General features: G+C 66.5%; 22 protein-coding genes and 1 riboswitch. Of the genes, 16 read left to right on the top strand and 6 right to left on the bottom strand.

Translation table 11 applies throughout. The features are described from left to right. The first annotated feature begins 12 nt into the window (after positions 1–12). Complete coding sequence (locus tag IM738_RS15710) at positions 13–330, top strand: hypothetical protein (RefSeq protein ID WP_236961909.1); 318 nt, start codon at positions 13–15, stop codon at positions 328–330. 93 nt (positions 331–423) lie between these two features. Beyond that, positions 424–960 (top strand): pseudouridine synthase, encoded by a 537-nt coding sequence (locus IM738_RS15705; protein ID WP_236961908.1) that lies wholly within the window; start codon positions 424–426, stop codon positions 958–960. A 23-nt stretch (positions 961–983) separates the two neighbouring features. Here IM738_RS15705 and ctlX read toward each other — a convergent pair whose 3' ends face one another. Next, complete coding sequence (gene ctlX / locus IM738_RS15700) at positions 984–1931, bottom strand: citrulline utilization hydrolase CtlX (protein ID WP_236961907.1); 948 nt, start codon at positions 1929–1931, stop codon at positions 984–986. 19 nt (positions 1932–1950) lie between these two features. Beyond that, complete coding sequence (locus IM738_RS15695; protein ID WP_236961906.1) at positions 1951–3066, bottom strand: ornithine cyclodeaminase; 1116 nt, start codon at positions 3064–3066, stop codon at positions 1951–1953. Between the two features lie 129 nt (positions 3067–3195). Between IM738_RS15695 and IM738_RS15690 the strand changes: the two genes are divergently transcribed. Next, a complete protein-coding gene (locus IM738_RS15690; RefSeq protein WP_236961905.1) occupies positions 3196–3615 on the top strand; it encodes an Lrp/AsnC family transcriptional regulator in 420 nt (139 codons plus the stop codon). Positions 3616–3757: 142 nt separating this feature from the next. Then, positions 3758–4762 (top strand): cupin-like domain-containing protein, encoded by a 1005-nt coding sequence (locus IM738_RS15685; RefSeq protein ID WP_236961904.1) that lies wholly within the window; start codon positions 3758–3760, stop codon positions 4760–4762. A 63-nt stretch (positions 4763–4825) separates the two neighbouring features. On the opposite strand, the gene IM738_RS15680 is transcribed toward IM738_RS15685, so the two are convergent. Continuing rightward, on the bottom strand, positions 4826–7105 hold the full coding sequence (locus IM738_RS15680; RefSeq protein ID WP_236966332.1) for an ATP-dependent DNA helicase: 2280 nt from the start codon (positions 7103–7105) through the stop codon (positions 4826–4828). A gap of 115 nt (positions 7106–7220) precedes the next feature. Between IM738_RS15680 and IM738_RS15675 the strand changes: the two genes are divergently transcribed. The 4 genes from IM738_RS15675 (at position 7221) to IM738_RS15660 (ending at position 10557) form a co-directional block, all read left to right on the top strand. Beyond that, positions 7221–8042: a hypothetical protein gene (locus IM738_RS15675; RefSeq protein ID WP_236961903.1), complete on the top strand. Its 822-nt coding sequence runs from the start codon at positions 7221–7223 to the stop codon at positions 8040–8042. A 25-nt stretch (positions 8043–8067) separates the two neighbouring features. After that, positions 8068–8252: riboswitch (yybP-ykoY riboswitch) on the top strand. A 6-nt stretch (positions 8253–8258) separates the two neighbouring features. Then, a complete protein-coding gene (locus IM738_RS15670) occupies positions 8259–8837 on the top strand; it encodes a TMEM165/GDT1 family protein (protein WP_236961901.1) in 579 nt (192 codons plus the stop codon). A 184-nt stretch (positions 8838–9021) separates the two neighbouring features. Then, complete coding sequence (locus IM738_RS15665; RefSeq protein ID WP_236961900.1) at positions 9022–9825, top strand: ABC transporter permease; 804 nt, start codon at positions 9022–9024, stop codon at positions 9823–9825. A 3-nt stretch (positions 9826–9828) separates the two neighbouring features. Further along, positions 9829–10557, top strand: a complete 729-nt coding sequence (locus IM738_RS15660) for an ABC transporter ATP-binding protein (protein ID WP_236961899.1) — start codon at positions 9829–9831, stop codon at positions 10555–10557. Between the two features lie 21 nt (positions 10558–10578). Here IM738_RS15660 and IM738_RS15655 read toward each other — a convergent pair whose 3' ends face one another. From IM738_RS15655 to msrB, 3 genes are read right to left on the bottom strand one after another with little or no spacing between them, the layout of a single operon-like run. Further along, complete coding sequence (locus IM738_RS15655; RefSeq protein WP_236961898.1) at positions 10579–10791, bottom strand: SlyX family protein; 213 nt, start codon at positions 10789–10791, stop codon at positions 10579–10581. 17 nt (positions 10792–10808) lie between these two features. Beyond that, positions 10809–11729 carry a cysteine synthase A gene (gene cysK / locus IM738_RS15650; RefSeq protein WP_236961895.1) on the bottom strand — a complete coding sequence of 307 codons (921 nt, stop codon included), beginning with the start codon at positions 11727–11729 and terminating at the stop codon, positions 10809–10811. Positions 11730–11747: 18 nt separating this feature from the next. Further along, positions 11748–12158 carry a peptide-methionine (R)-S-oxide reductase MsrB gene (msrB, locus tag IM738_RS15645; protein WP_236961894.1) on the bottom strand — a complete coding sequence of 137 codons (411 nt, stop codon included), beginning with the start codon at positions 12156–12158 and terminating at the stop codon, positions 11748–11750. A gap of 200 nt (positions 12159–12358) precedes the next feature. On the opposite strand from msrB, the gene IM738_RS15640 reads away from it, so the two are divergent. The 8 genes from IM738_RS15640 to IM738_RS15605 all read left to right on the top strand — a co-directional run bounded on the left by IM738_RS15640 (position 12359) and on the right by IM738_RS15605 (position 22934). Then, positions 12359–14002, top strand: a complete 1644-nt coding sequence (locus IM738_RS15640) for a 3-(methylthio)propionyl-CoA ligase (RefSeq protein ID WP_236961893.1) — start codon at positions 12359–12361, stop codon at positions 14000–14002. Beyond that, a complete protein-coding gene (locus IM738_RS15635) occupies positions 13999–15249 on the top strand; it encodes an ABC transporter substrate-binding protein (RefSeq protein WP_236961892.1) in 1251 nt (416 codons plus the stop codon). Before IM738_RS15640 ends, IM738_RS15635 begins: the two co-directional genes overlap by 4 nt. A gap of 135 nt (positions 15250–15384) precedes the next feature. Then, on the top strand, positions 15385–16617 hold the full coding sequence (locus IM738_RS15630) for a branched-chain amino acid ABC transporter substrate-binding protein (RefSeq protein WP_236961891.1): 1233 nt from the start codon (positions 15385–15387) through the stop codon (positions 16615–16617). 230 nt (positions 16618–16847) lie between these two features. After that, positions 16848–17870, top strand: coding sequence for a branched-chain amino acid ABC transporter permease (locus IM738_RS15625; RefSeq protein WP_236961890.1), 1023 nt, complete (start codon positions 16848–16850; stop codon positions 17868–17870). Between the two features lie 6 nt (positions 17871–17876). Continuing rightward, on the top strand, positions 17877–19169 hold the full coding sequence (locus IM738_RS15620; protein WP_236961889.1) for a branched-chain amino acid ABC transporter permease: 1293 nt from the start codon (positions 17877–17879) through the stop codon (positions 19167–19169). Positions 19170–19210: 41 nt separating this feature from the next. Continuing rightward, complete coding sequence (locus IM738_RS15615; protein WP_236966331.1) at positions 19211–20005, top strand: ABC transporter ATP-binding protein; 795 nt, start codon at positions 19211–19213, stop codon at positions 20003–20005. 11 nt (positions 20006–20016) lie between these two features. After that, a complete protein-coding gene (locus IM738_RS15610; protein WP_236961888.1) occupies positions 20017–20712 on the top strand; it encodes an ABC transporter ATP-binding protein in 696 nt (231 codons plus the stop codon). Positions 20713–20825: 113 nt separating this feature from the next. Continuing rightward, positions 20826–22934, top strand: a complete 2109-nt coding sequence (locus IM738_RS15605; protein WP_236961886.1) for a 3-hydroxyacyl-CoA dehydrogenase NAD-binding domain-containing protein — start codon at positions 20826–20828, stop codon at positions 22932–22934. The last annotated feature ends 16 nt before the right edge of the window (positions 22935–22950 follow it).

The raw sequence follows: 22950 nt of genomic DNA, 5'->3' as shown, positions 1-22950 counted from the left end.
TGGATACCCAACATGAGCATGATCCACAGCCGCCAGCAGACCTACGCCGGCATAGCCAACGAGGAGCACCACGGCATGACCATGACCGGGCGCATCATCCGCGACGCCTGGGTGTTTGGCATCGTGCCCGAGGGTGAGGGCTTTGCCGGCAAGGGCGCGGGCGATCTGCAGAACCTCTTTGAGGCGGTGCACAAGGCCTGGGAACCCTACGGTCAGTTGCCCAGCCACCTGCCGCCCGAACTGGCCGAGCGCCATGCGCGCATCCACGCCGAAGCGGTGACGCGCGCCAAGGCCATGGGCTGGGACGCCGAGCTGGGCGACGACGACTGAGGCCGCTGTCCGGTGCCAAACGCTGGATACGGGCCAGCGCAGGCGCTGCGGCTATGCTCGGCAGTCCCCCGCCGACCCCGACCCAGCCCTCTCATGACCGCCCGCCTGATCCGCTTCAACAAACCCTATGGCGTGTTGAGCCAGTTCACGGCCGAGGGCAAGTGGCGGGGCCTCAAAGACCACATCGACCTGCCCGGCGTGTACGTGGCCGGGCGGCTGGATGCCGACAGCGAGGGTCTGCTGCTGCTCACCGACGATGGCCGGTTGCAGGCCCGCATCGCCGACCCGCGCTTCAAGATGGAGAAAACCTACTGGGTGCAGGTGGAGGGCGTCCCCGGTGAAGCCGCGCTGGCCGCGCTGTGCAGCGGCGTGGTGCTCAACGACGGCCCCACGCTGCCCGCCAGGGCGCGCCTGCTGGAGCCGCCCCCGGTGGTGTGGGCGCGCCACCCGCCCATCCGCGAGCGCAAGGCCATCCCCACCGCGTGGATCGAACTCATCATCCGCGAGGGCCGCAACCGCCAGGTGCGGCGCATGACCGCCGCGGTGGGCCACCCCACGCTGCGGCTCATCCGCGCCGCCATCGGGCCATACACGCTCGACGGGCTGGCGCCCGGCGCCTGGGCGGGCTGAGTCGCCGCTGGGGTTGCGCGCGGTCAGACCGCGCGCCGCGGCGCCAGGTGCACGCCCGCCAGCATGCAACGCACCGAGCCGCCCGCCAGTTCGATGGTCGGCACGTTCAGTGGCAGCAGGCGGGCCGAGCGTTCGATGAAATGGCGCTGCTCGGCGTTCAGGCTGGCGGCGGCGCGTGCGGACAGCGCCAGCACGCGCCCTTGTGGTGTCGACAGCTCGATCGCATTGCCTGCGAAGTCGGCCACCTGCCGCAGCGTGATCGGCAGCACTTCGCGCCCGGTTTCTTCCAGCCGCTGACGCACTTCTGCAGCGCGCTGCGGGCTCACGATGGCGTCGAGGGCCACCAGCGCGAAACGCGTGGCGATGCACATGAGCACGTTGGTGTGGTAGATCGGCTGGCCCTGCGCATCGGCGGTGTCGAACACCAGCGGCTCGTAGTTGAAGTGCGTGGCGAAGCGCTCCAGCGCCACTGGGTCGGCACGGTTCGAACGCGCGGTGAAGGCCACGCGCGCCAGATGGTCCAGCACCATGGCGCCGGTGCCTTCGAGAAACAGGCCGTCGTGTTCGAGGCCTGAATAGTCGATCACGTCCTGCACGCGGTAGTGCTGCTTCAGGAATTCCAGCACGTCGCTGCGCCGCTCGCGCCGCCGGCTGGGGTTGAACATGGGGTACACCGCCACATGCCCGCCCGGGTGGGTGGAGAACCAGTTGTTGGGGAACACCGAGTCGGGCGTGTGGTGCCGGCCGTCGTCGTCGAACAGGTGAACCGTCACGCCCGCTTCCCGCAGGGCGTCGGCGGCGAGGGTCACTTCGTCGTATGCGCGCCGCGCGGTCTCATCGGCGGGGTGGTCTGGAGACGACTGGAAGCTGTTGTCGGCCGCCGTCTCCGGGTTGGGCGTGAAGTGGCGGGGCCGCACCATCACCACGGCCGACGGGGCCTGGATCGACAGGGGAGTTTCAAAGGAATGCATGCGCTGACCCGATGGGCGTTCAGGCCACGAGGCGCACCGGGGCCTGAATGGAGGCCACCGGCGCGGCCGCGTTCAGCATGCCGAACAAATTCTTGGGATCGGCCAGTTGCGGGATCAGCGCGATGCGCTCGCCCATGCCCAGGCGCAGCGCGCTGTCCATCATGAAGCGCAGGGCCGAAAAGTCTTCGAGCGCGAAGCCCACCGAGTCGAACACGGTGACCTGCTGTGCGTGGTCGCGCCCGGCGCGCTCGCCGCGCAGCACCTGCCAGAGTTCGGTCACGGCGAAGTCGGCCGGCTTGTGCTGGATCTCGCCTTCCACGCGCGATTGCGGCTCGTACTCCACGAACACCTTGGCCGCGTCGAGGATGTCGCCGTGCAGCTCGGTCTTGCCCGGGCAGTCGCCGCCCACGGCGTTCAGGTGCATGCCGGGTTGAATCATCTCGGGCGTGAGGATCAGGGCCATGGCCTTGTCGGCGGTGACGGTGGTCACGATGTCCGCGCCTTTGACCGCGTCGGCCGTGCTCTGGCAGATCGTGATCGCCAGTCCGCTGCCTTGCAGGTTGGCCACCAGCTTGGCGCTGGCGGCGGGGTCCACGTCGAACACGCGCAGGGTGGTGATGCCCACCAGGTGCTGGAAGGCCAGGGCCTGGAACTCGCTCTGCGCGCCGTTGCCGATCAGCGCCATCACGCGGCTGTCGGGCCGGGCCAGGGTCTTGGCGGCCAGGGCCGACATGGCGGCGGTGCGCAGCGCGGTGGTGAGTGTGAGCTCACTCAGGAACAGCGGGGCGCCGGTGTCCACGTCGGCCAGCACGCCGAAGGCCATCACGGTGGACATGCCGAAACGCGTGTTGCCGGGGTGGCCGTTGACGTACTTGAAGCTGTAGCGGTGGTCGTCGGCCACGGGCATGAGCTCGATCACGCCGTCTTTGGAGTGCGCGGCCACGCGGGCGGTCTTGTCGAAATCGGCCCAGCGCAGGAAGTCGGCGTGGATGTGTTGTGCCATGTGCTGCAGGCAAAACGGCAGGCCCTGGCGGCGGATCAGTTCGGCGGCTTCGGGCGCGCTCAGGTACAGGGTGCCGGCGTCGCGGAACTGGGTCAGTTGGGTTACGGCATGGGTCTGGGCGGTGTTTTTCATGGTCGTCTCCTGGGGAGTGCAATTCGATTCCAAGAGTCTGCCGGGAAGGCGTGGCAATGAAAATCGGCAACAAAGTAAATAAATGGCAGAAAATTGGCCAATTCGGCAACTCTGATTGGCGTTTTGACCATGGACCAGCTCGACCAGCAACTCATTGCCCTGCTGCGGCAGGACGCCCGGCTCTCCGTGGCCGACCTCGCGCACAAGCTCAAGGTCTCGCGCGGGACGGTCACCAACCGGCTGCGCAAGCTCGAAGACACGCAGGTGATCGTGGGCTACACCGTGCGCCTGAAACCCGAGGCGCAGCCCGAGCGCATCAGGGCCTGGATGAGCGTGCAGGTCGAGGGCAACCAGACCCGGCTGGTGATCGCCAGCCTGCTCGGCGAACCCGGCGTGGCGGCGCTGCACGACACCAACGGCCGATGGGACCTGCTGGCCGAGCTGGAGGTGGGCTCGATGAAGGAACTGTCCGACGTGCTGGAGCGCGTGCGCCTGATCAGCGGCATCCGCGGCACCGAGACCAGCATCCACCTGGCCAGCTACCGCTGATGCCGGCGACCCCGGAGGCGAACCGTGGGTGTCTGGCAGGGTGTGTCCAGCGGGAGATTCCCGTAACATCTGTTGACGTGCTGGTCGATGGGCCTGCCGGGGCCGTCAGTGTTGACCCAGGTATCGATACAGAAAGGCACACATGCCGGCTCCCGTCTCCAACGATTTTTCTGGCGAGTTCTCACCGCTGTTTGATCCCCCTCTGCAGCCGGTCGACGTGGTGGATGCCCTGTCGGTGCAGGACTTTGACCAACACTATCGGCGCCCTCGGCGGCCGGTGGTCATCAACGATGGCGCTCAGTCGTGGCGAGCCTTGCAGCGCTGGTCGGACCCGGCTTACCTGGCGGCGGCGGCGGGCCACCGGAACACCTTTGTCCGGGACCTTGATGCCTGCAATGTGGATGGGGAGAGTTACCACGAGGCCTACCGCGAGGTGGCTTTTGGCGAGCTGGTGGAGCGCCTGTTTTCTGACCAGCCGCCCGCCTGGTACCTGACCCAGGGGCTTGTCATGCGGGGCAATGGACTGGGCGCGATGATGGCCCGGCGTACCTGGCCTGCTTCGCTTCCAGAGTTGGCCAGCGATCTGACGCCGCCTCCCTATTGGCCACTGGATGCGCTGGCCCAGTGCAACCTGTGGATGGGGCCGGGAAACCAGTGCAGCGGCATGCACTACGACGAGTTTGACAACCTCAATGGTGTTGTGCTCGGCAGCAAGCGGTGGCTTCTGTTTCCGCATGACCAGGCGGCGGTGTTGCTGAACGGATCCCAGGTGCGTCAAACCATCGCGCCCGGGTTTCATGCTGGAGAAGTCGATCGATTCGCGGGTGGCAGGACAGGTGCACGGGGATACGAGTGTGTGATCCGTCCTGGTCAGTTGTTGTATGTGCCGGCGGGCATGTGGCATCAGGTGTTTTCAGGTCCCGGGCCAGGCCTCGCCGTCAATTACTGGTACCTGAGTCTGCCGCGCGACGCGGTGCGCGCGGCCGTGTTGCACGCCAGGCGCTTCAGCGGCTTTTCGAGGCGCAAGCGCTTTTTGCTGGCGCTTGGCGTGATCGGCGTGCAGGCCACGATCAAGACGATTCAATACGGATTCGGGCGGCGTGCGCCCGCAGAGGTGGAGATCGGCCCGCCCGGGTACGGCCTTTAGTGCCGGCCATCGGCCTTTTGACGGCGCCCAGGGCGGACGAATGGCTTGTCGTTCGAGGGCGTTTCAGGGAGGTGCCGCCACCTTCACCCGCCACCAGGTCGGCAACAGGCGCCGCACGTCGGCCCGCGCGAAGCGGTCGTCCAGCAGCCACAGGCTGCCCCGGTCCTGCTCGCTGCGGATCACGCGCCCGGCGGCCTGCACCACCTTCATCAGCCCGGGAAACAGGTAGGTGTCGTCGTAGCCGTGTCCGCTGCGCGCCTGCAGCCGCGCGCGCATCTGCTCATTCACCGCGTTGACCTGCGGCATGCCGAGGGTCGCGATGAATGCACCGACCAGGCGCTCGCCGGGCAGGTCGATGCCCTCGCCGAACGCACCGCCCAGCACCGCGAACCCGATGCCCTGTCCGCCCTCGACGAAGCGCCCGATGAAGGCGGTGCGCTCGGGTTCGCCCATGCCACGCGACTGCGACCACACCGGCATGCCGGGATGGCGGGTCGTCAACCGGTCCAGCGCCTGTTGCAGGTAGTCGAAGCTGCTGAAGAAGGCCAGGTAGTTGCCCGGTCGCTCGGTGTACCGGGCGGCGATCACCCGCACCAGCGCGTCCAGCGAAGCGCTGCGGTCGTGGTAGCGGGTCGAGATCCAGGGCGCGACACGCACGTCAAGCTGCTCCGCCGCAAAGGGCGAAGGCAGGTCGATCCGCGCGGTGTTCTCGGGCAGGCCCAGCATGTCGGCCACGTGGTCCATGGGCGTGAGCGTGGCGGAAAACAGGGTGGCACTGTGGGCGGCTTTCCAGCGGTCGGCGAGCAGCGGCCCGGGCACGAGGTTGCGGATCGAGACCGTGGGCAGCGGGCGGCCTCGGCCGATCTGTGGCGCGGTGCTGCGGGTGAGGTCGCACAGCGAATGCTCGGCAAAGGTCTCGGCCACGCGCAAAAAATGCAGCGCGTCGAAGGTCCAGCGCTGCAGCGGGCTGTCGGGCGCCTCGGTCGGGTGCAGGGCCATGTGTTCGGTGAGCGCGGCGCAGGTGGTCTGCAGCGCGGCGAGCCATTCCCCCGGCACGTCGTCGAGCAGCTCGTGCTCGCCCGCGTGCTCGCGGGCCAGGGCGCTCCACCGCCGCTGCAGCGCGTCCATCGGCTTTTTCAGGTGGGGCGGTGCGTCGTGGCGCAGGCGCTGGAAGGTGGCGGGGTCGAGCGCGGCGCTGTGCATCTGGCGCGCGCGGTCGATCAGGTTGTGGGCCTCGTCGACCAGCAGCGCGACGCGCCAGGCGTGCTCCTGGGTGAGCGCGTGCCAGTGGGCGCCGATGTCGAAGAAGTGGTTGTAGTCGCCCACCATCACGTCGCACCAGCGCTGCATTTCCTGGCCGAGGTAGTAGGGGCAGATGCCGTGGGCCAGCGCGATGTCGCGCAGCGCCGCCTGGTCGAGCCAGCCCGCGCGCGCGGCGGCTTCGCGGGCGGCCGGCAGGCGGTCGTAGAAGCCGCGCGCCAGCGGGCAGGCGTCGCCGTGGCAGGCCTTGTCGGTGTGCTCGCAGGCCTTGTCGCGGGCCACGCGCTCCAGCACCCGCAGCGGCAGCGCCACGGGCGCACCCAGCCGCTGCAGCGCGTCCAGCGCCAGCTGGCGGCCGGTGGTCTTGGCCGTCAGGTAGAACACCTTGTCCGTGCCTTGTGCGGGCGTGGCGCGCAGGGTGCCGAACAGCGAGGCGATGGTCTTGCCGATGCCCGTGGGCGCCTGTGCCAGCAGGTGCCGGCCACGGGTGTGGGCGCGGTAGACCCCGGCGGCCATGTCGCGCTGCCCGGTGCGGAACGCGGCGAAGGGGAAGCTCAGCCCAGAGAGCGCCGCATCGCGCGCGCGGCGCTGCGCCTGCTCGCTGCGCGCCCAGGCCATGTAGCGGGTGCAGAGGTCGCTGAAAAAGGCCTGCAGTGTGGCGGCATCGCAGCGGCGCGTGAGCAGGGTTTCTTCGGCGCTGTCGATGTTGAAGTACACCAGCGCGAGCTCGATGCCAGGCAGCGAGAGCTGCTCGCACAGCATCCAGCCGTAGACCTGCGCCTGCGCCCAGTGCAGGGCCTGCTGGTTGGCGGGAATGCGGCCCGCGTCGCCCCGGTGGGTCTTGATCTCTTCGAGCCGCAGCGCGGCGGTGTCGAACCCGTCGGCCCTGCCCTGCACGGTCAGGCCCCCGAAGCGGGCGCTCAGGGGCAACTCACGCTGGTAGCCCGCGCCGCGCCGCGCCGTCACGCTCTGGTGCCCGGCAATGCCCTCGACCCCGCTGGGCGAAGGCGTGAAGCGCAGGTCGAGGTCGCCGCTGCGTGCCGTGAAATGGCACAGCGTGCGCACCGCCACGGCGATGGGCAGATCGGTGCTGGGTGTGCCTGGCAGGGGAAGGGAGGGCGTGTTCAAGCGGGTCCTGGACGGCCCTCACGCCGGGCCCGGGTTGACAGGCATGTTACTGGATATACAGTCAGTCTTTATGTCCGACAACACTGCAACCCCACCGGCCTGGAGCCGCCTCCACCACCGCCGCCTGCGCGAGATCTACCGCTCGGCGGGCTGGCCTTGCCAGGACCAGATCGAGGTCGAGCTGCTGGCGGCCGGGCTGGTGGAGCGACGCACGTCGGACGGGCTGCACGACAGCCTGCGCGTCACTGACGCGGGCATCGCGCGGCTGGCCCAGGTGTTCGCCAGCAACAAGGCCGCGCGATCACCGCACGAGACACTGGTCGAGCAGGTGGCCACGGCCATGGGCCGGGCCGGGCGCCTGGCCTGGCGCGGGCTTGTGTTGCGGGTGGCGTTGCCCCGGGCCCTGCTGGTCGGCGAGCCCGATGCAGAGAAGCTGGTCGCCGAACCGCCGGCCCGAATGAACCCGCTGTGGGACGACCTGAGCGAAGCTGCTGCAACCACAGACCACGCCTGGTGCATGGCCTGCCCCGACGTGTTTTCCATCCGCCACAGCTCGGTCGAGGCCTACCTGCAACCGGTGGTGCACGAGATCAAGGTGAACCGCGCCGACCTGCTGGGCGACCTCAAAAAGCCGGCCAAACGCGCGGCCTACCTGGGCATGGCCGGGGCCTGCTGGTACGTGCTGGGGCAGGACGCCAAAGGGCGGCCCATCGGCGCGCCCGACGAGATTCCGCCCGAGTGCGGTGTGATGCTGGTGGAGCAGGGTGTGCTCCGTGTCGCCCGAGAAGCGCCGCGCCGCGCGATGGAGCGCCTGCCGTTTCACGTCTGGATGGCGCTGGCCAAGGCCGGGCCGGCGTGGCGCGAAGACGAGGCGGCGCAGCAGCCGCTCTGAACGGGGCCGTCGGTGTCGGTGGGTACAATCGCGGGGTCATTGGGGAGTAGCCGCTCTTCACCCTGAAGAGGTTTGCGTCAACACACTTGGTCCCTCCCGGACCATGGCGCACACAGTTCCCGAACCTGGCAAGACCTTTGACCACAACGCCCCGCATGCGGCCGGGGGTGTGTTGTGGTCAATCGTCCTTGTACCGGCCCAATGGAAATCCTCCTCATGGAATCCCTGCTCGTCTCCACCGGTGTCGTTGCCCTGGCCGAAATCGGCGACAAGACCCAGTTGCTGGCCTTCATCCTGGCCGCCCGCTTCAAGAAACCCCTGCCCATCATCGCGGGCATCCTGCTCGCCACCATCGTGAACCACGGCCTGGCCGGTGCGCTGGGCGCCTGGATCACGGCGCAAGTCAGTCCCGAGATCTTGCGCTGGGTGCTCGGCGCCTCGTTCATCGGCATGGCGGTCTGGACCCTGATCCCCGACAAGATCGAGGAAGAAGAAACGAAGGTGGCGCACAAGCTGGGCGTGTTCGGCGCCACGCTGATCACTTTCTTCCTCGCCGAAATGGGCGACAAGACCCAGATCGCCACCATCGCGATGGCGGCGCACTACGCCACACCGGTGCTGGTGGTGATCGGGACCACGCTGGGCATGCTGATCGCCGACGTGCCCGCGGTGTTCGTGGGCGACCGTCTGGCCAACAAGATCCCGATGAAACTGGTGCACGGCATCGCGGCGGCGATCTTCGCGGTGCTGGGCGTGGCGACCTTGCTGGGCGCCGGCGCCAGTCTGGGCATCTGATGCGTTTGCAGCGCCATCGGCCCGGCAGGCCTGTGATAGCCTCTCCCGAGGTCCCGGATCGGTCGGTGGCATCGTGTGGTGATGCCACCGTTTGTGACGGGAAGCCCTGGGAGCAGGACGTTGGCGCGACCCCCATGCCAGCGCACACCAGCGTCGGGGCAGCCGACCAGAACGAGGTATTTCCATGAGTGCAGGCAAGGGTTGGCGGCAATGGCCCGCCATCCTCGATTTCACGGCCGGCCTGAAGTGCTGGCCCATCATCAGTTTCATGGCCCTGAGCGATGTGCGCGCACGCTACAAGCGCAGCGTGCTCGGGCCCTTGTGGCTCACGCTGGGCACGGCCGTCGGCTCCATGGGCCTGGGGCTGCTCTGGAGCGAGCTGATGAACGTGCCCGCCGCACAGTTCGTGCCGACGCTGACGGGCGGCCTGATCCTGTGGCAATTCATCGCCGGTGTGCTGAGCGAGTCCACCACGGTCTATGTGCGCCAGGCGTCCATCATCCGCAACCTGAGCCTGCCGCTGAGCATCTACCCGCCGCAGCTGTTGATGCGGCACGTGGTGAACCTGTTGCACAACCTCCCCATCTTCCTCATCGTCGCGCTGGTGTACCGCGTGCCCGTGAGCTGGGCCACCCTGCTGGTGGTGCCGGCCCTGGCGCTGCTGATTGCCAACCTGTTCTGGATCAGCGTGCTGATCAGCGTGCTGGGCGCGCGGTTCCGCGACCTGGAGCACATCGTTGGCGCGGTGCTGCCGCTGCTGATGTTCATCAGCCCGGTGTTCTACCGGCCCAACTACCTGCCGTTCAGCGAGCGCATCCTCTGGTTCAACCCGCTGTCCCACGGCATCGAGCTGGTGCGCTCGCCCTTGCTGGGGCATGCCCCGCCGCTCTTCGTCATCTGGGTCAACCTGGCCCTGTTGCTCGGCGGCTCGCTGCTGGCGTTCTGGCTGTTCAACAAAAAGCGCGATCGCATCGCGTTCTGGATCTGATTCATGGCACGCCTTTCCCTGTCGAACGTGACGGTGCAGTACCCGGTGTACAACAGCCGGAGCTTTTCATTGCGCAACCACCTGGTGCGGGTCAGCACGGGCGGTCGCATCGAGAGCGAAGCCGGGCAGGTCAACGTGGTGACCGCGCTCAAGGACGTGTCGTTCGAGCTGAAAAACGGCGACGCGGTGGCCCTGATCGGTCACAACGGCGCGGGCAAGAGCACCATGCTGCGCACCCTGGCCGGGGTCTACACCCCGATCTCGGGCACCATCGAGCGCGAGGGCCGGGTGTCGACCATGCTGGAACTGGGCGCGGGCATCGACGGTGAGTTGTCGGGCTACGAGAACATCACGCGCATGGGGGTGTTGCTCGGCATGAGCCTGAAAGAGATCGAGGCGCACACCGCCGACATCGAGGAGTTCTGCCAATTGGGCGAATTCCTGGAGCTGCCGGTGCGCACCTACTCGTCGGGCATGTCGACCCGGCTCATGTTCGCGGTGGCCACCACCGTGAAACCCGACATCCTGCTGGTGGACGAGATCTTCGGCATGGGCGATGCCGAGTTCCAGGTCAACGCAAAAAAGCGCATGGAAGCGCTGCTGCAGAGCGTGGGCATTTTTGTCTTCGCGACCCACAACAACAAGCTGGTCGACCGCTATTGCAACCGCTTCTTCCGGCTGGAACACGGCACCGTGCGCGAGATCGAGCGCAGCGAAGCGGTGGCCGCGTAGTTCGCCCGCCGATCCCGGGTTTCAGTAGTGTGGCGGCAGCTCGTCGCGCAGCGAGCGCTGGCGCGGCATCCCGTCGTCGCTCGCCTGCCGGCGCAGCTGCACCAGCTCGCGCAGCAGCAGGTCGATCTGGTCCTGCTGCTTCACCACCATGTCGTTGAGCGTGTCGAGCAGGTCTTCGGTGTAGCTCTGCTTGATTTCAAGCTGCGTGAGGCGCTCGTCGGTGCGGTCGGTCATGGGGACGTCTCGCGCGCTCAGGCGGGCAGGAAGCCTTCGACCGACAGGTAACGCTCACCGGTGTCGTAGTTGAAGCCGAGCACCACGGCGTTGGCCGCCAGCTCGGGCAGCTTCTGCGCGATGGCCGCCAGCGTGGCGCCCGACGAAATGCCGACCAGCATGCCTTCTTCGCTGGCGCAGCGCCGCGCCATCTCGCGGGCCGGCTCGGCGTCCACCTGGATCACGCCGTCCAGCAGCGCGGTGTCGAGGTTGCCCGGGATGAAGCCCGCTCCAATGCCCTGGATCGGGTGCGGCGAGGGGTTGCCGCCGGAGATCACCGGCGAGGCCGAGGGTTCCACCGCGTAGACCTTGAGCTGGGGCCATTTCGCCTTGAGCACGCGGGCGCAGCCGCTGATGTGGCCGCCCGTGCCCACGCCCGTGATCAGGGCGTCGATGCCCTCGGGGAAGTCGGCCATGATCTCCTGTGCCGTGGTTTTCGCGTGCACCTCGGTGTTGGCCGGGTTGTCGAACTGCATGGGCATCCAGGCGCCGGGTGTGCTCGCCACGATCTCCTGCGCGCGCGCGATCGAGCCCTTCATGCCTTTCTCGCGCGGCGTCAGGTCGAAGCTGGCGCCGTAGGCCAGCATCAGGCGGCGGCGTTCGACCGACATGCTGTCGGGCATCACCAGCACCAGCTTGTAGCCCTTGACGGCGGCCACCATGGCCAGGCCGATGCCGGTGTTGCCCGAGGTGGGCTCGACGATGGTGCCGCCCGGCTTCAGTGCGCCCGAGGCCTCCGCGTCTTCGACCATTGACAGGGCGATGCGGTCCTTGATCGAGCCACCGGGGTTGCTGCGCTCGGACTTGATCCACACCTGCTGCGTGGCGCCGGCAAACAGCTTGTTGATGCGGATGTGGGGCGTCTGTCCAATGGTCTGGAGGATGTTCTGGGCTTTCATGTCGGGTTCCTTCGGGGTTTATTTGGGCTGCAGTTCAAGCGAGGCGGAGTTCATGCAGTAGCGCAGACCGGTGGGCGTCGGCCCGTCCTCGAACACATGGCCGAGGTGCGCGCCGCACTGGCTGCACACGGTTTCCACGCGCACCATGCCGTGGCTGCGGTCGGTGATTTCGGTGATGGCGCCGGGGACGGCCTGCGAGAAGCTGGGCCAGCCGCAGCCGGCGTCGAACTTGGTGCCGGCGTCGAACAGCGTGTTGCCGCAGCAGACGCAGTGGTAGCTGCCGTCGGCCCACACGGTTTCGTACTTGCCCGTGAAGGGGCGCTCGGTGTGGGCCTTGCGCGTGACCTCGAAGGCCGCCGGTTCGGCGCCTTTTTCGGCGAGCAGGGCGCGCCATTCGGCATCGGTTTTCTGGACAGGGAACGTGCTCATGGGCATCTCCGAAAGGCCCGCGTGGGGCGTTGCAAGTTGCAGGGCGATGGAACATTGTCCCCCGGATGACTTGAACCCCCTCTCGGGTCGGCTATCGGGAGCAACCCGCTATGAAGGGCGCTGTCGGTTGAGGCATGATGCTGGGTGAATTTGTGCACGACCGTTCGTTTTTACAGAAACCCGATCCAAGGAGACCTCCCATGCTGGGACAGATGCAAAGCCAACCGCTGCTGATCTCGTCGCTCATTACCCACGCCGAGCGCCACCACGGCAGCACCGAAATCGTTTCCCGTCGCGTCGAAGGCGACATCCACCGCAGCACCTGGGGGCAGGTTTCGCGGCGCGCGCGCCAGGTGGCCAATGCGCTCGACAGCCTGCACCTCGCCTTTGGCGACCGCGTGGCCACGCTGGCCTGGAACGGCTACCGCCACCTGGAACTGTATTTCGGCGTCAGCGGCACCGGCCGCGTGCTGCACACGCTCAACCCGCGCCTGCACCCCGAACAGCTGGCCTGGATCGTCAACCACGCCGACGACCGCGCGATCTGTTTCGACATGAGCTTCCTGCCGCTGGTGCAGGCGGTGGCGGGCAAATGCCCGGGGGTGAAACACTGGATCGCACTGTGCGACGCCGACAAGCTGCCGGCCGACAGCGGTCTGCCCGGGCTGGTGAGCTACGAGGCCTGGATGGGTTCGCAGTCCGAAAAATACCTCTGGCCCGACCTGGACGAAAACAGCGCATCGAGCATGTGCTACACGAGCGGCACCACGGGCAACCCCAAGGCCGCGTTGTATTCGCACCGCTCCACGCTGCTGCACGCCTACGGCGCGGCGCTGCCCGACGCGCTGGGCTGCTCGGCGCGCGACAGCATCCTGCCGGTGGTGCCGATGTTCCACGTCAACGCCTGGGGCCTGCCGTACTCGGCCGCGGCCGTGGGCTGCAAGCTGGTGTTCCCCGGCCCGGCGATGGACGGCAAATCGGTCTACGAACTGATCGAATCCGAAAAGGTCAGCATGGCTGCGGGCGTGCCCACGGTGTGGCAGATGCTGCTGGGCCACATGCAGCAGAACAACCTGCGTTTCTCCACCATGAAGCGCACGGTGATCGGCGGCTCGGCCTGCCCGCCGGCCATGATCAACGCCTTCAATGACACCTACGGCGTCGAGGTGCTGCACGCCTGGGGCATGACCGAGATGTCGCCGCTGGGCACGGTCTGCACGTTGAAGAACGCGCAGCTGGTGCTGCCCGCCGAAGAGCAGCTCAAGGTGCGCCTCAAGCAGGGCCGCGCGGTCTATGGCGTGGACATGAAGATCGTGGACGAATCCGGCAACGAACTGCCCTGGGACGGCAAGGCCTACGGCGACCTGCTGGTGCGCGGGCCGTGGATCATCGCGAGCTATTTCAAGGGCGAGGGCGGCGACCCGCTGCGCTACGACGACGCGGGCAAGGGCTGGTTCCCCACCGGCGACGTGGCCACCATCGACGCCGACGGTTTCATGCAGATCACCGACCGCAGCAAGGACGTGATCAAGTCCGGCGGTGAGTGGATCAGCTCCATCGACGTGGAGAACATCGCCATGGCCCACCCGGCCGTGGCCATGGCGGCCTGCGTCGGCATGAAGCACCCCAAGTGGGACGAGCGCCCGATCGTGGTGGTGATGAAGAAGCCCGGCGCCGAGGTGACGCGCGAGGAATTGCTGGCGTTCTACGAAGGCAAGATCGCCAAGTGGCAGGTGCCGGATGACGTGGTGTTCGTCGACGCGATCCCGCTCGGCGCCACCGGCAAGATGCAGAAGATGACGCTGCGCCAGCAGCTCAAGGACTACGTGCTGCCCGGGCTGTGAGCGTTTCGTTGGCGCGTTGGACGCGGCGGCTGCTCGGCCTGTTCTGTCTGGCGCTGGCGCCGCTGTCCGTTGGTGCCCAGCAGGGTCAGGCGGTGCGCATCGCCTTCATCGATCCGCTGTCCGGGCCGGCCGCGGACATCGGCCACAACAGCCTCAAGAGCTGGCAGTTCGTGGCCCAACGCCTGAACGACAGTGAAGACCGAACCGGTGTGCGGTTCGTGATCGCCGGTTTCGACAACAAGGGCTCGCCACGCGAAAGCCTGAACGTGCTGAAGGCGGCCATCGATCAGGGCTTCCGTTATGTCGTTCAGGGCAACGGATCGGGGGTGACGGCCGCGCTGTCCGACGCGATCACGCGCCACAACCAGCGCCTGCCGCACAAGTCGGTGCTGCTGCTCAACTACGCCGCGATGGACCCCGCGCTGACCAGCGAAAAATGCAGCTTCTGGCACTTTCGCATCGAGCCGGACACGGCGATGAAGATGCGGGCACTCATGTTGTTTCTCGAGCAGCAGCCCGAGATCCGCAAGGTGTACCTGCTGAACCAGAACTACGCACATGGCCAGCAGTTCTCGCGCTTCTTCCGCGAGGCCGTCGCCGCGAGCCGCTTGCCCATCGAGGTGGTGGGTGACGAGTTTCACGCGCCGTTTCTCGTCCGGGACTTCAAGCCGCAGGTCGACCGCATCCGTGCGTCGGGCGCGCAGGCGCTGGTGACCGGGAACTGGGGGAGCGACATGGTCAACCTGGTGCGCTCCTTGCAGGCACAGAAGTCGACCCTGCCCCTGCTGGCCTACTACCCTGCGCTCAAAGGCGTGCCGACGGAACTGGCGGCGGGCACGGTCGGTTTCCCCGTGTACCAGGTGGCCCAGACCCACAGCAACACCGGCGGCGAGCTCGGGCGCGTGGCTGCGGCATTCCGTGTCCGTCATGGCGAAGACTTCGTGGTGTCGTCCAGCCACGATGGCCTTGTGATGCTGCGTGACGCGATGGTTCGCGCCCGTTCGATCGAGCCGCTGGCGGTGGCCAGGGCGCTCAGCGGATGGGGCTTCGAGGGGGCCAATGGCCCGGTCACCCTGCGTGCCGAGGACCACCAGCTGCAGGCCGGATTGTTCGTGTCGCGCTGGCAGAAAACCGATGCCCGGTTCCCGATCGCGGCCGAAGCCACGGGACACACCTTTGCCCCGGTGATGGCCATCAACGCCGCTCAGATCGCCCGGCCCAGTGCCTGCCAGATGGAGCGCCCCTGACGCCGGACGCCGTGGGGGCAGGGCCGATGGAGCGCCGTCCAGTCGCCTGTGCGATAGGGGGTAGGGGCAATCCCTGAGGGGAGGCACAGGCATAGCGGCTACGCTGACGTTTTTACCCGTTCAAGGAGTCTTCACGTGAAATTCGCCCTTCAATCTGTCGCCATTGCCGCCCTGTCTCTGACCATGATGGGCGCACATGCCCAGAAGGGCGAAACCGTCAAGATCGCGCTGATCGACCCGCAGACCGGCCTGATGGGGCCGCTGGGCATGAACCAGATGCGCAGCTGGCAGTTTTTTGCCGAGAAGTTCAGCGCCAGCAACCCGGCCGGCGCGAAGTTCGAGATGGTGGCGTTTGACAACAAGCTCAGCCCGGCCGAGAGCCTGAACGCGTTCAAGGCCGCGCTGGATCAGGGCGTGCGTTACATCGCCCAGGGCAACGGCTCCTCGGTGGCCGGTGCGCTGATCGACGCGGTGAACAAGCACAACGAACGCAACCCCGGCAAGGAAGTGATCTTCCTCAACTACGCCGCAGTGGACCCCGATTTCACCAACAGCAAGTGCAGTTACTGGCACTTCCGTTTTGACGCCGACACCTCCATGAAGATGGAGGCGATGACGACCTTCATGAAGGACCAGAAGGACGTCAAGAACGTGTACCTGCTCAACCAGAACTACTCGCACGGACAGCAGGTGGCGAAGTTCGCCAAGGAAAACCTGACCCGCAAGCGCCCGGACGTGAAGGTGGTCGGCGAAGACCTGCACCCGCTGGCCCAGGTGCGCGACTTCGCGCCCTACATCGCCAAGATCAAGGCCTCGGGCGCCGACACCGTGATCACCGGCAACTGGGGCTCCGACCTCGCGCTGCTGATCAAGGCCGCCAACGAAGGCGGCTACACCGGCAAGTTCTACACCTACTACACCGGCGTGACCGGCACCCCGACCGCACTGGGCACGGGTGGCGAAGGCAGGGTGTTCCAGGTGGCCTACTCGCACTACAACATGGGTGGCCAGATGGGCCAGTGGATGGCCGACTTCAAGACCAAGTACAAGGACGACATGTTCACCGGCGCCATTCCCTCGGCGTTCAACGTGCTGAGCGCCGCCATGGCCAAGGCCAAGTCGACCGACCCGGTGAAGGTGGCGTCCGCCATGGAGGGGCTGAAGGTCAACAACTACAACGGCGAAGTGGAGATGCGCAAGAACGATCACCAGCTGCAGCAGCCGCTGTACCTGACCGTCTGGCAGAAGGCCGACAAGAAGCACCCCTACAGCCCGGAAAACACCGGCATGACCCTGGCACCGGTGAAGGAGTTCCCGTCCTACGTGTCCAGCACGCCCACGAGCTGCGACATGAAACGGCCAGGGTAAAGGAACCACCCCCGCGCCGCCTGCGGCGTCACCCCCTCAAGGGGGCAACGCGGTGCGGCCCGGCGGAGCCGGTTCCGCCGCGTTCTGGGTGAAGGCACATCGCGCCGGAAAATCACCTGAACTTCCTGCTCTGATCGCATCAGGTTGACGAGATCGCCAGGCCATACTCGGCTTGGTGCTCTCTTTTTTGAATTCTCTTTCTCCCGTTTCGCCCTCGAAAGGCCTGATCCATGGAGTTCTTCATCATCTCCATGCTCAACGGCGTGAGCTACGGCTTGCTGCTGTTCATGTTGAGCTCTGGTCTCACCCTCATCTTCAGCATGATGGGGGTGCTCAATTTCGCGCACGCCAGCTTTTACATGCTGGGTGCCTACATCGGCTACTCGGTGTCGCAGCTGGTGGGCTTCTGGCCCGCGCTGATCGTGGCACCGCTGGTGGTGGGGGCGCTGGGCGCGCTGTTTGAGCGCCTGACCCTGCGCCGGGTGCACAAGTTCGGTCACGTGCCCGAGCTGCTGGTCACCTTCGGCCTCTCATACATCGTGCTGGAGCTGGTGCAGCTGATCTGGGGCCGCACGGCGGTGGAGTTCACGCCGCCCGAGCTGCTGCGCGGCCCGGCCTTCACGCTGGTGCACGACGCGCAGGACCAGCTCTCGGTGTTCTGGGGCGCGGTGGGCAGTGATGTGTGCAGCGTGGCGGGCACCATCTGCTCGCCGTTTCCGGCCACACGCGCCTTCATGATGCTGGTCGCGCTGCTGATGCTGGTGGCCCTGTGGCTGCTGCTCACGCGCACCCGCATCGGCCTGGTGATCCAGGCCGCCCTGACCCACCCCGAGATGGTGGAGAGCCTGGGCCACAACGTGCCGCGCGTGCTGATGCTGGTGTTCGGCGCCGGCACCGGCCTGGCCGGTCTGGCGGGCGTGATCGGTGGCAGCACCTTCGTGACCGAGCCCAACATGGCGGCCACGGTCGGTTCGGTGATCTTCGTGGTGGTGGTCGTGGGCGGCATGGGCTCGCTCTCGGGCGCCTTCCTGGCCTCGGTGCTGATCGGTGTGATCCAGACCTTTGCCGTGGGCCTCGACCACTCCTTCGTCAGCGTGGCGCAGCAGTTCGGCATGCAGCTGTCCGATGCCATGAAGGACAACTCGGTGCTCAAGCTCACGCTGTCGCAGGTGGCGCCGATCCTGCCCTATTTGTTCCTGGTGCTGATCCTGATCTTCCGCCCCAAAGGCTTGCTGGGTACGCGAGAAGGATGACCCGACATGTCTAAAACCCATTACGAATTCAAACCCTGGAACGTCGGCCGCTGGATCGTCTGGTCGCTGTTTGCGCTGCTGCTGCTGGTCGCGCCGCTGGTCTTCAGCGGCAACCTGTCCATCACCATGCTGTCGCAGATGGGCATCGCCATCATCGCCTGCCTGTCCTACAACATCCTGCTCGGCCAGGGCGGCATGCTGAGCTTCGGCCACGCGGTGTACACCGGCCTGGGCTCCTACATGGCGATGCACGCGCTGAATGCGGCAACGGACGGCCAGATCCCGATTCCCGTGAGCCTGATCCCGCTGGTGGGCGGCGTGGCGGGGCTGTTCTTCGCCATCCTGTTCGGCTACGTGACGACCAAGAAGGCGGGCACGCCGTTTGCCATGATCACGCTGGGCATGGCCGAGCTGGTGTTTGCCATGTCGCTGATGTTCTCCGAGTTCTTCGGCGGCGAGGCCGGCGTCTCGGGCAACCGGGTGGTGGGCGAGGCCTTCATGGGCATCAGCTTCGGCCCGCCGCGGCAGGTGTATTACCTGATCGCGGTCTACACCTTCATCAGCGTGGGGCTCATGTTCGCCTTCACGCGCACGCCACTGGGCCGCATCCTGAACGCCGTGCGCGACAACCCCGAGCGCGTCGAGTTCATCGGCTACAACACGCAGAAGGTGCGCTACCTTGCCTTCATGATCGCGGGCTTTTTCGCTGGCATCGCGGGCGGCCTGGGCGCGCTGAACTTCGAGATCGTCACCGCCGAGGTGGTGGGCGCGGCGCGCTCGGGCGGCTACCTGCTGTTCACCTTCCTGGGCGGCGCCACCTTCTTCTTCGGCCCCATCATCGGTGGCGTCCTGATGGTGCTGGCGGCCGTGCTGCTGTCGGAGCTGACCAAGGCCTGGCTGCTGTACCTGGGCCTGATCTTCCTGTTCATGGTGATGTACGCACCGGGCGGCATCGCCAGCCTGATCATGATGAACCTGCGCGTGGCCTCGTTCGGCAGGCTGCGCGAGGTCTGGGTGGCTTACCTGGCGCTGGCCGTCACGGCGCTGGTGATCCTGCTGGGCGCGGGGGCCATGGTGGAAATGATCTACCACCTGAAGCTCGACGCCGCCATGGGCGACGACCTGAAATACCTCGGCATGACCCTGCACCCGAGCCAGGTGGGCAGCTGGTTCGGCGCGGCCTTCGTCACGCTCACCGGGCTGGGCATCTTTGAGCTGACGCGGCGCCAGTTCCGCCTCCAGTGGGCCGCGATCCAGACCGACATTGAAAAAGAAATCAAGCGCAGGGAGACGTCATGAGTGCAGCGACCGCAACCCAGGTGCCCCCGCACGACCAGACCATGAGCCACGTGCACGCTGGTGGCTACGCGCTGGAGCTGCGCGACCTGCGCAAGAGCTTCGGCAAGACCGAGATCATTCGCGGCATTGATCTGGCGGTGCGCCCCGGCGAACGCGTGGCCATCATCGGCCCCAACGGCGCGGGCAAGTCCACGCTGTTCAACCTGATCTCGGGCCGCTTCGAGCCCACCAGCGGCGAGGTGGTGCTCAACGGCACGCGCATCGACGGCAAGAAGCCCTTCGAGATCAACCGCCTGGGCCTCTCGCGCAGCTTCCAGATCACCAACATCTTCCCCAAGCTCAGCGTGTTCGAGAACCTGCGCTGCGGTGTGCTCTGGAGCCTGGGCTACAAGTACACGCTGTTCCGTTTCCTGGCCGGCATGGACGACGCCAATGAACGGGCCGAAGAGCTGATGAAGATGATCCGGCTCGACAAGAAGCACGACACCCTGGCCATGAACCTGACCTACGCCGAGCAGCGTGCGCTGGAGATCGGCATCACCATCGCCGGCGGTGCCAACGTGATCCTGCTCGATGAACCCACGGCCGGCATGAGCAAGAGCGAAACCAGCCGCTTCATCGACCTGATCCGCGAGGTGACCGTGGGCAAGACCCTGCTGACGGTGGAGCATGACATGGGCGTGGTGTTCGGCCTGGCCGACAAGATCGCGGTGGTGGTGTACGGCGAGGTGATTGCGTTCGACACGCCCGAAGCCGTGCGCGCGAACCCCAAGGTGCAGGAGGCCTACCTGGGCTCCGTGCTGGCCGACGAACAAGCCGCGGCCGTTGGTCATTGAAGGGGCTGAAGATGCTGAAAATCGACAACCTTCACGCCTACTACGGCAAGAGCCACGTGCTGCACGGTGTCTCGTTCGACGTCGGCCAGGGCGAGATCGTGGCCCTGCTCGGGCGCAACGGCTCGGGCCGCTCCACCACCGCCAAGGCCATCATGGGCCTGGTCGACTGCACTGGCGACATCGCCTGGAAAGGCCAGCCCATCCAGGGCAAGAAGCCGTTCGAGATCGCGCACCTGGGGATCGGCTATGTGCCCGAAAACCGCGACATCTTCCCCAAGCTGACCGTGGAGCAGAACCTGCTGCTGGGCCAGAAGGGCAAGGGCACCGGGGCGCGCTGGAGCTTCAACGACATGTACGCCATGTTCCCGCGCCTGAAGGAGCGCCAGCACACCGAGGCGGGCGTGCTCTCCGGCGGCGAGCAGCAGATGCTGACCCTGTGCCGCACGCTCATGGGCGACCCCGACCTGATCATCATCGACGAGCCCACCGAAGGTCTGGCGCCCAAGATCGTGGAGCTGGTGGGCGAGTACCTGCAGAAGCTGAAAAGCCGGGGCGTGTCGGTGCTGCTGATCGAGCAGAAGCTGACCATCGCCATGGCCATTTCCGACCGGGCGCTGGTGATGGGGCACGGCAGCATCGTGTTCCAGGGGACGCCGGATTCGTTGCGTGCAGACCCCTACACCCGCAAGGAATGGCTGGAGGTCTGACCTGACCTGCTGGCGACAGCCGGCGCTTGCCGCACCGCACAAATTCCATAGAATCGCACGACCGTTCGTTTTTTCGGGCGTGCCCCTTTCCCGATCCACACAGAGGAGATTCCATGACCGCTGAGTACCAGGTCCACGGCGATGTCGCCGTCATCACGCTGAACAACCCGCCGGTCAACGGCCTGGGCCTGTCCACCCGCCAGGCCATCGTCGAGGGGCTGGAGAAGGCCGAGAACGATGCCGCGGTCAAGGCCATCGTGCTGACGGGCGCCGGCAAGGCGTTTTCGGGAGGCGCCGACATCCGCGAGTTCGGATCGCCCAAGGCGATCCAGGAACCCAACCTGCTGTCCGTCATCGTCCGCGTCGAAAACACCACCAAGCCGGTGATCGCGGCCGTGCACAGCGTGTGCATGGGCGGTGGCCTCGAACTGGCGCTGGGCGCGCACTACCGCATCGCCGCGCCGGGCTGCAACGTCGCCCTGCCGGAAGTGAAGCTGGGCCTGATCCCCGGCGCGGGCGGCACGCAGCGCCTGCCGCGCGTGCTGGGCGTCGAAGCCGCGCTGAACATGATCGTCAGCGGCGAGCCGGTCAAGAGCGAGATGCTCGCCCAGCTGCCCGGTCAGAAGCTGTTCGACAAGCTGGCCGCCTCGCCCGAAGCGCTGGCCGCCGAAGCCCTGGCCTTCGCCCGCGAGATGGCCGCGAAACACGCCGACGGCTCGGCCTTCCCGCTGGTGCGCAACCTGCCCTGCAAACACAAGGACGGCGACGCCTACTTCCAGTTCGCGCGCAACATGGTCTTGGGGCTGTCCAAGAACTTCCCGGCGCCCGCCAAGTGCGTGGACGCCGTGGAAGCCGCGACCAAGAAAAAATTCAACGACGGCATGCTCTTCGAGCGCGAGATCTTCATCAACCTGATGTGGACGCCCGAGTGCAAGTCGCTGCGCCACCTGTTCACCGCCGAGCGCGCCGCCAGCAAGATCCCCGACGTGCCGGAAGAGACGCCCAAGCGCGAGATCGCTTCGGTGGCCGTGATCGGCGCCGGCACCATGGGCGGCGGCATCTCCATGAACTTCCTCAACGCCGGCATCCCGGTGAAGATGCTGGAGATGAAGCAGGACGCGCTGGACCGTGGCATCGGAACCATCCGCAAGAACTACGAAGCCCAGGTCAAGAAGGGCAAGCTGAAGCAGGACAAGTACGAGCAGCGCATGGCCCTGCTGTCGACCACGCTGAGCTACGACGAGATCGGCTCGGCCGATCTGGTGATCGAGGCCGTGTTCGAAGAGATCGGCGTCAAGGAAGCGGTGTTCAAGGAACTCGACCGCGTGATGAAGCCGGGAGCCATCCTGGCCTCCAACACCTCGACGCTGGACGTCAACAAGATCGCGAACTTCACGAAGCGCCCGCAGGACGTGGTGGGCATGCACTTCTTCAGCCCCGCCAACGTGATGAAGCTGCTGGAAGTGGTGCGCGGCGACGCGACCGCCAAGGACGTGCTGGCCACCGTGATGGCCATCTCCAAGAAGATCAAGAAGACGGCGGTGGTGTCCGGCGTCTGCGATGGATTCATCGGCAACCGCATGATCGAGCAGTACGGCCGCCAGGGCGGCTTCCTGCTCGACGAAGGCTGCACGCCCGAGCAGGTGGACAAGGCGATGGAGAAGTTTGGCATGGCCATGGGCCCGTTCCGCATGGGCGACCTCGCCGGCAACGACATCGGCTGGGCGATCCGCAAGCGCCGCTACACCGAAAGGCCCGACATGAAGTACAGCAAGACCGCCGACCTGCTGTGCGAGAGGGGCCGCTTCGGCCAGAAGACCGGTGCCGGCTGGTACGACTACGTGCCGGGCAAGCGCGACGCCATCCCGAACGCCGAGGTGGTGAAGATGATCGAAGACCACCGCGCCGCCGCCGGCATCACGCCGCGCAAGATTTCCGATGAGGAGATCGTGCAGCGCCTGGTGTTCTCGCTGGTCAACGAAGCCGCGCACATCCTCGAAGAGGGCATCGCGAACAAGGCCAGCGACATCGACGTGGTCTACATCTTCGGCTACGGCTTCCCGGTCTACCGCGGCGGCCCGCTGAACTACGCCAACGAAGTGGGCCTGTTCAACGTGGTCCAGGCCATGAAGCGCTTTGCGAAGAACCCGCTGGACGACGCGAAGTTCTGGACGCCCGCACCGCTGCTTGCCAAGCTGGCCGCAGAGGGAAAAAATTTCTGATGACCGCACGAATCCA

Source organism: Hydrogenophaga sp. SL48, assembly GCF_021729865.1.
Taxonomy (GTDB): Bacteria; Pseudomonadota; Gammaproteobacteria; order Burkholderiales; family Burkholderiaceae_C; genus Hydrogenophaga.
The sequence above is the reverse complement of the archived record's forward strand: the minus strand, read 5'-3'. Positions and strand labels throughout refer to the sequence as shown.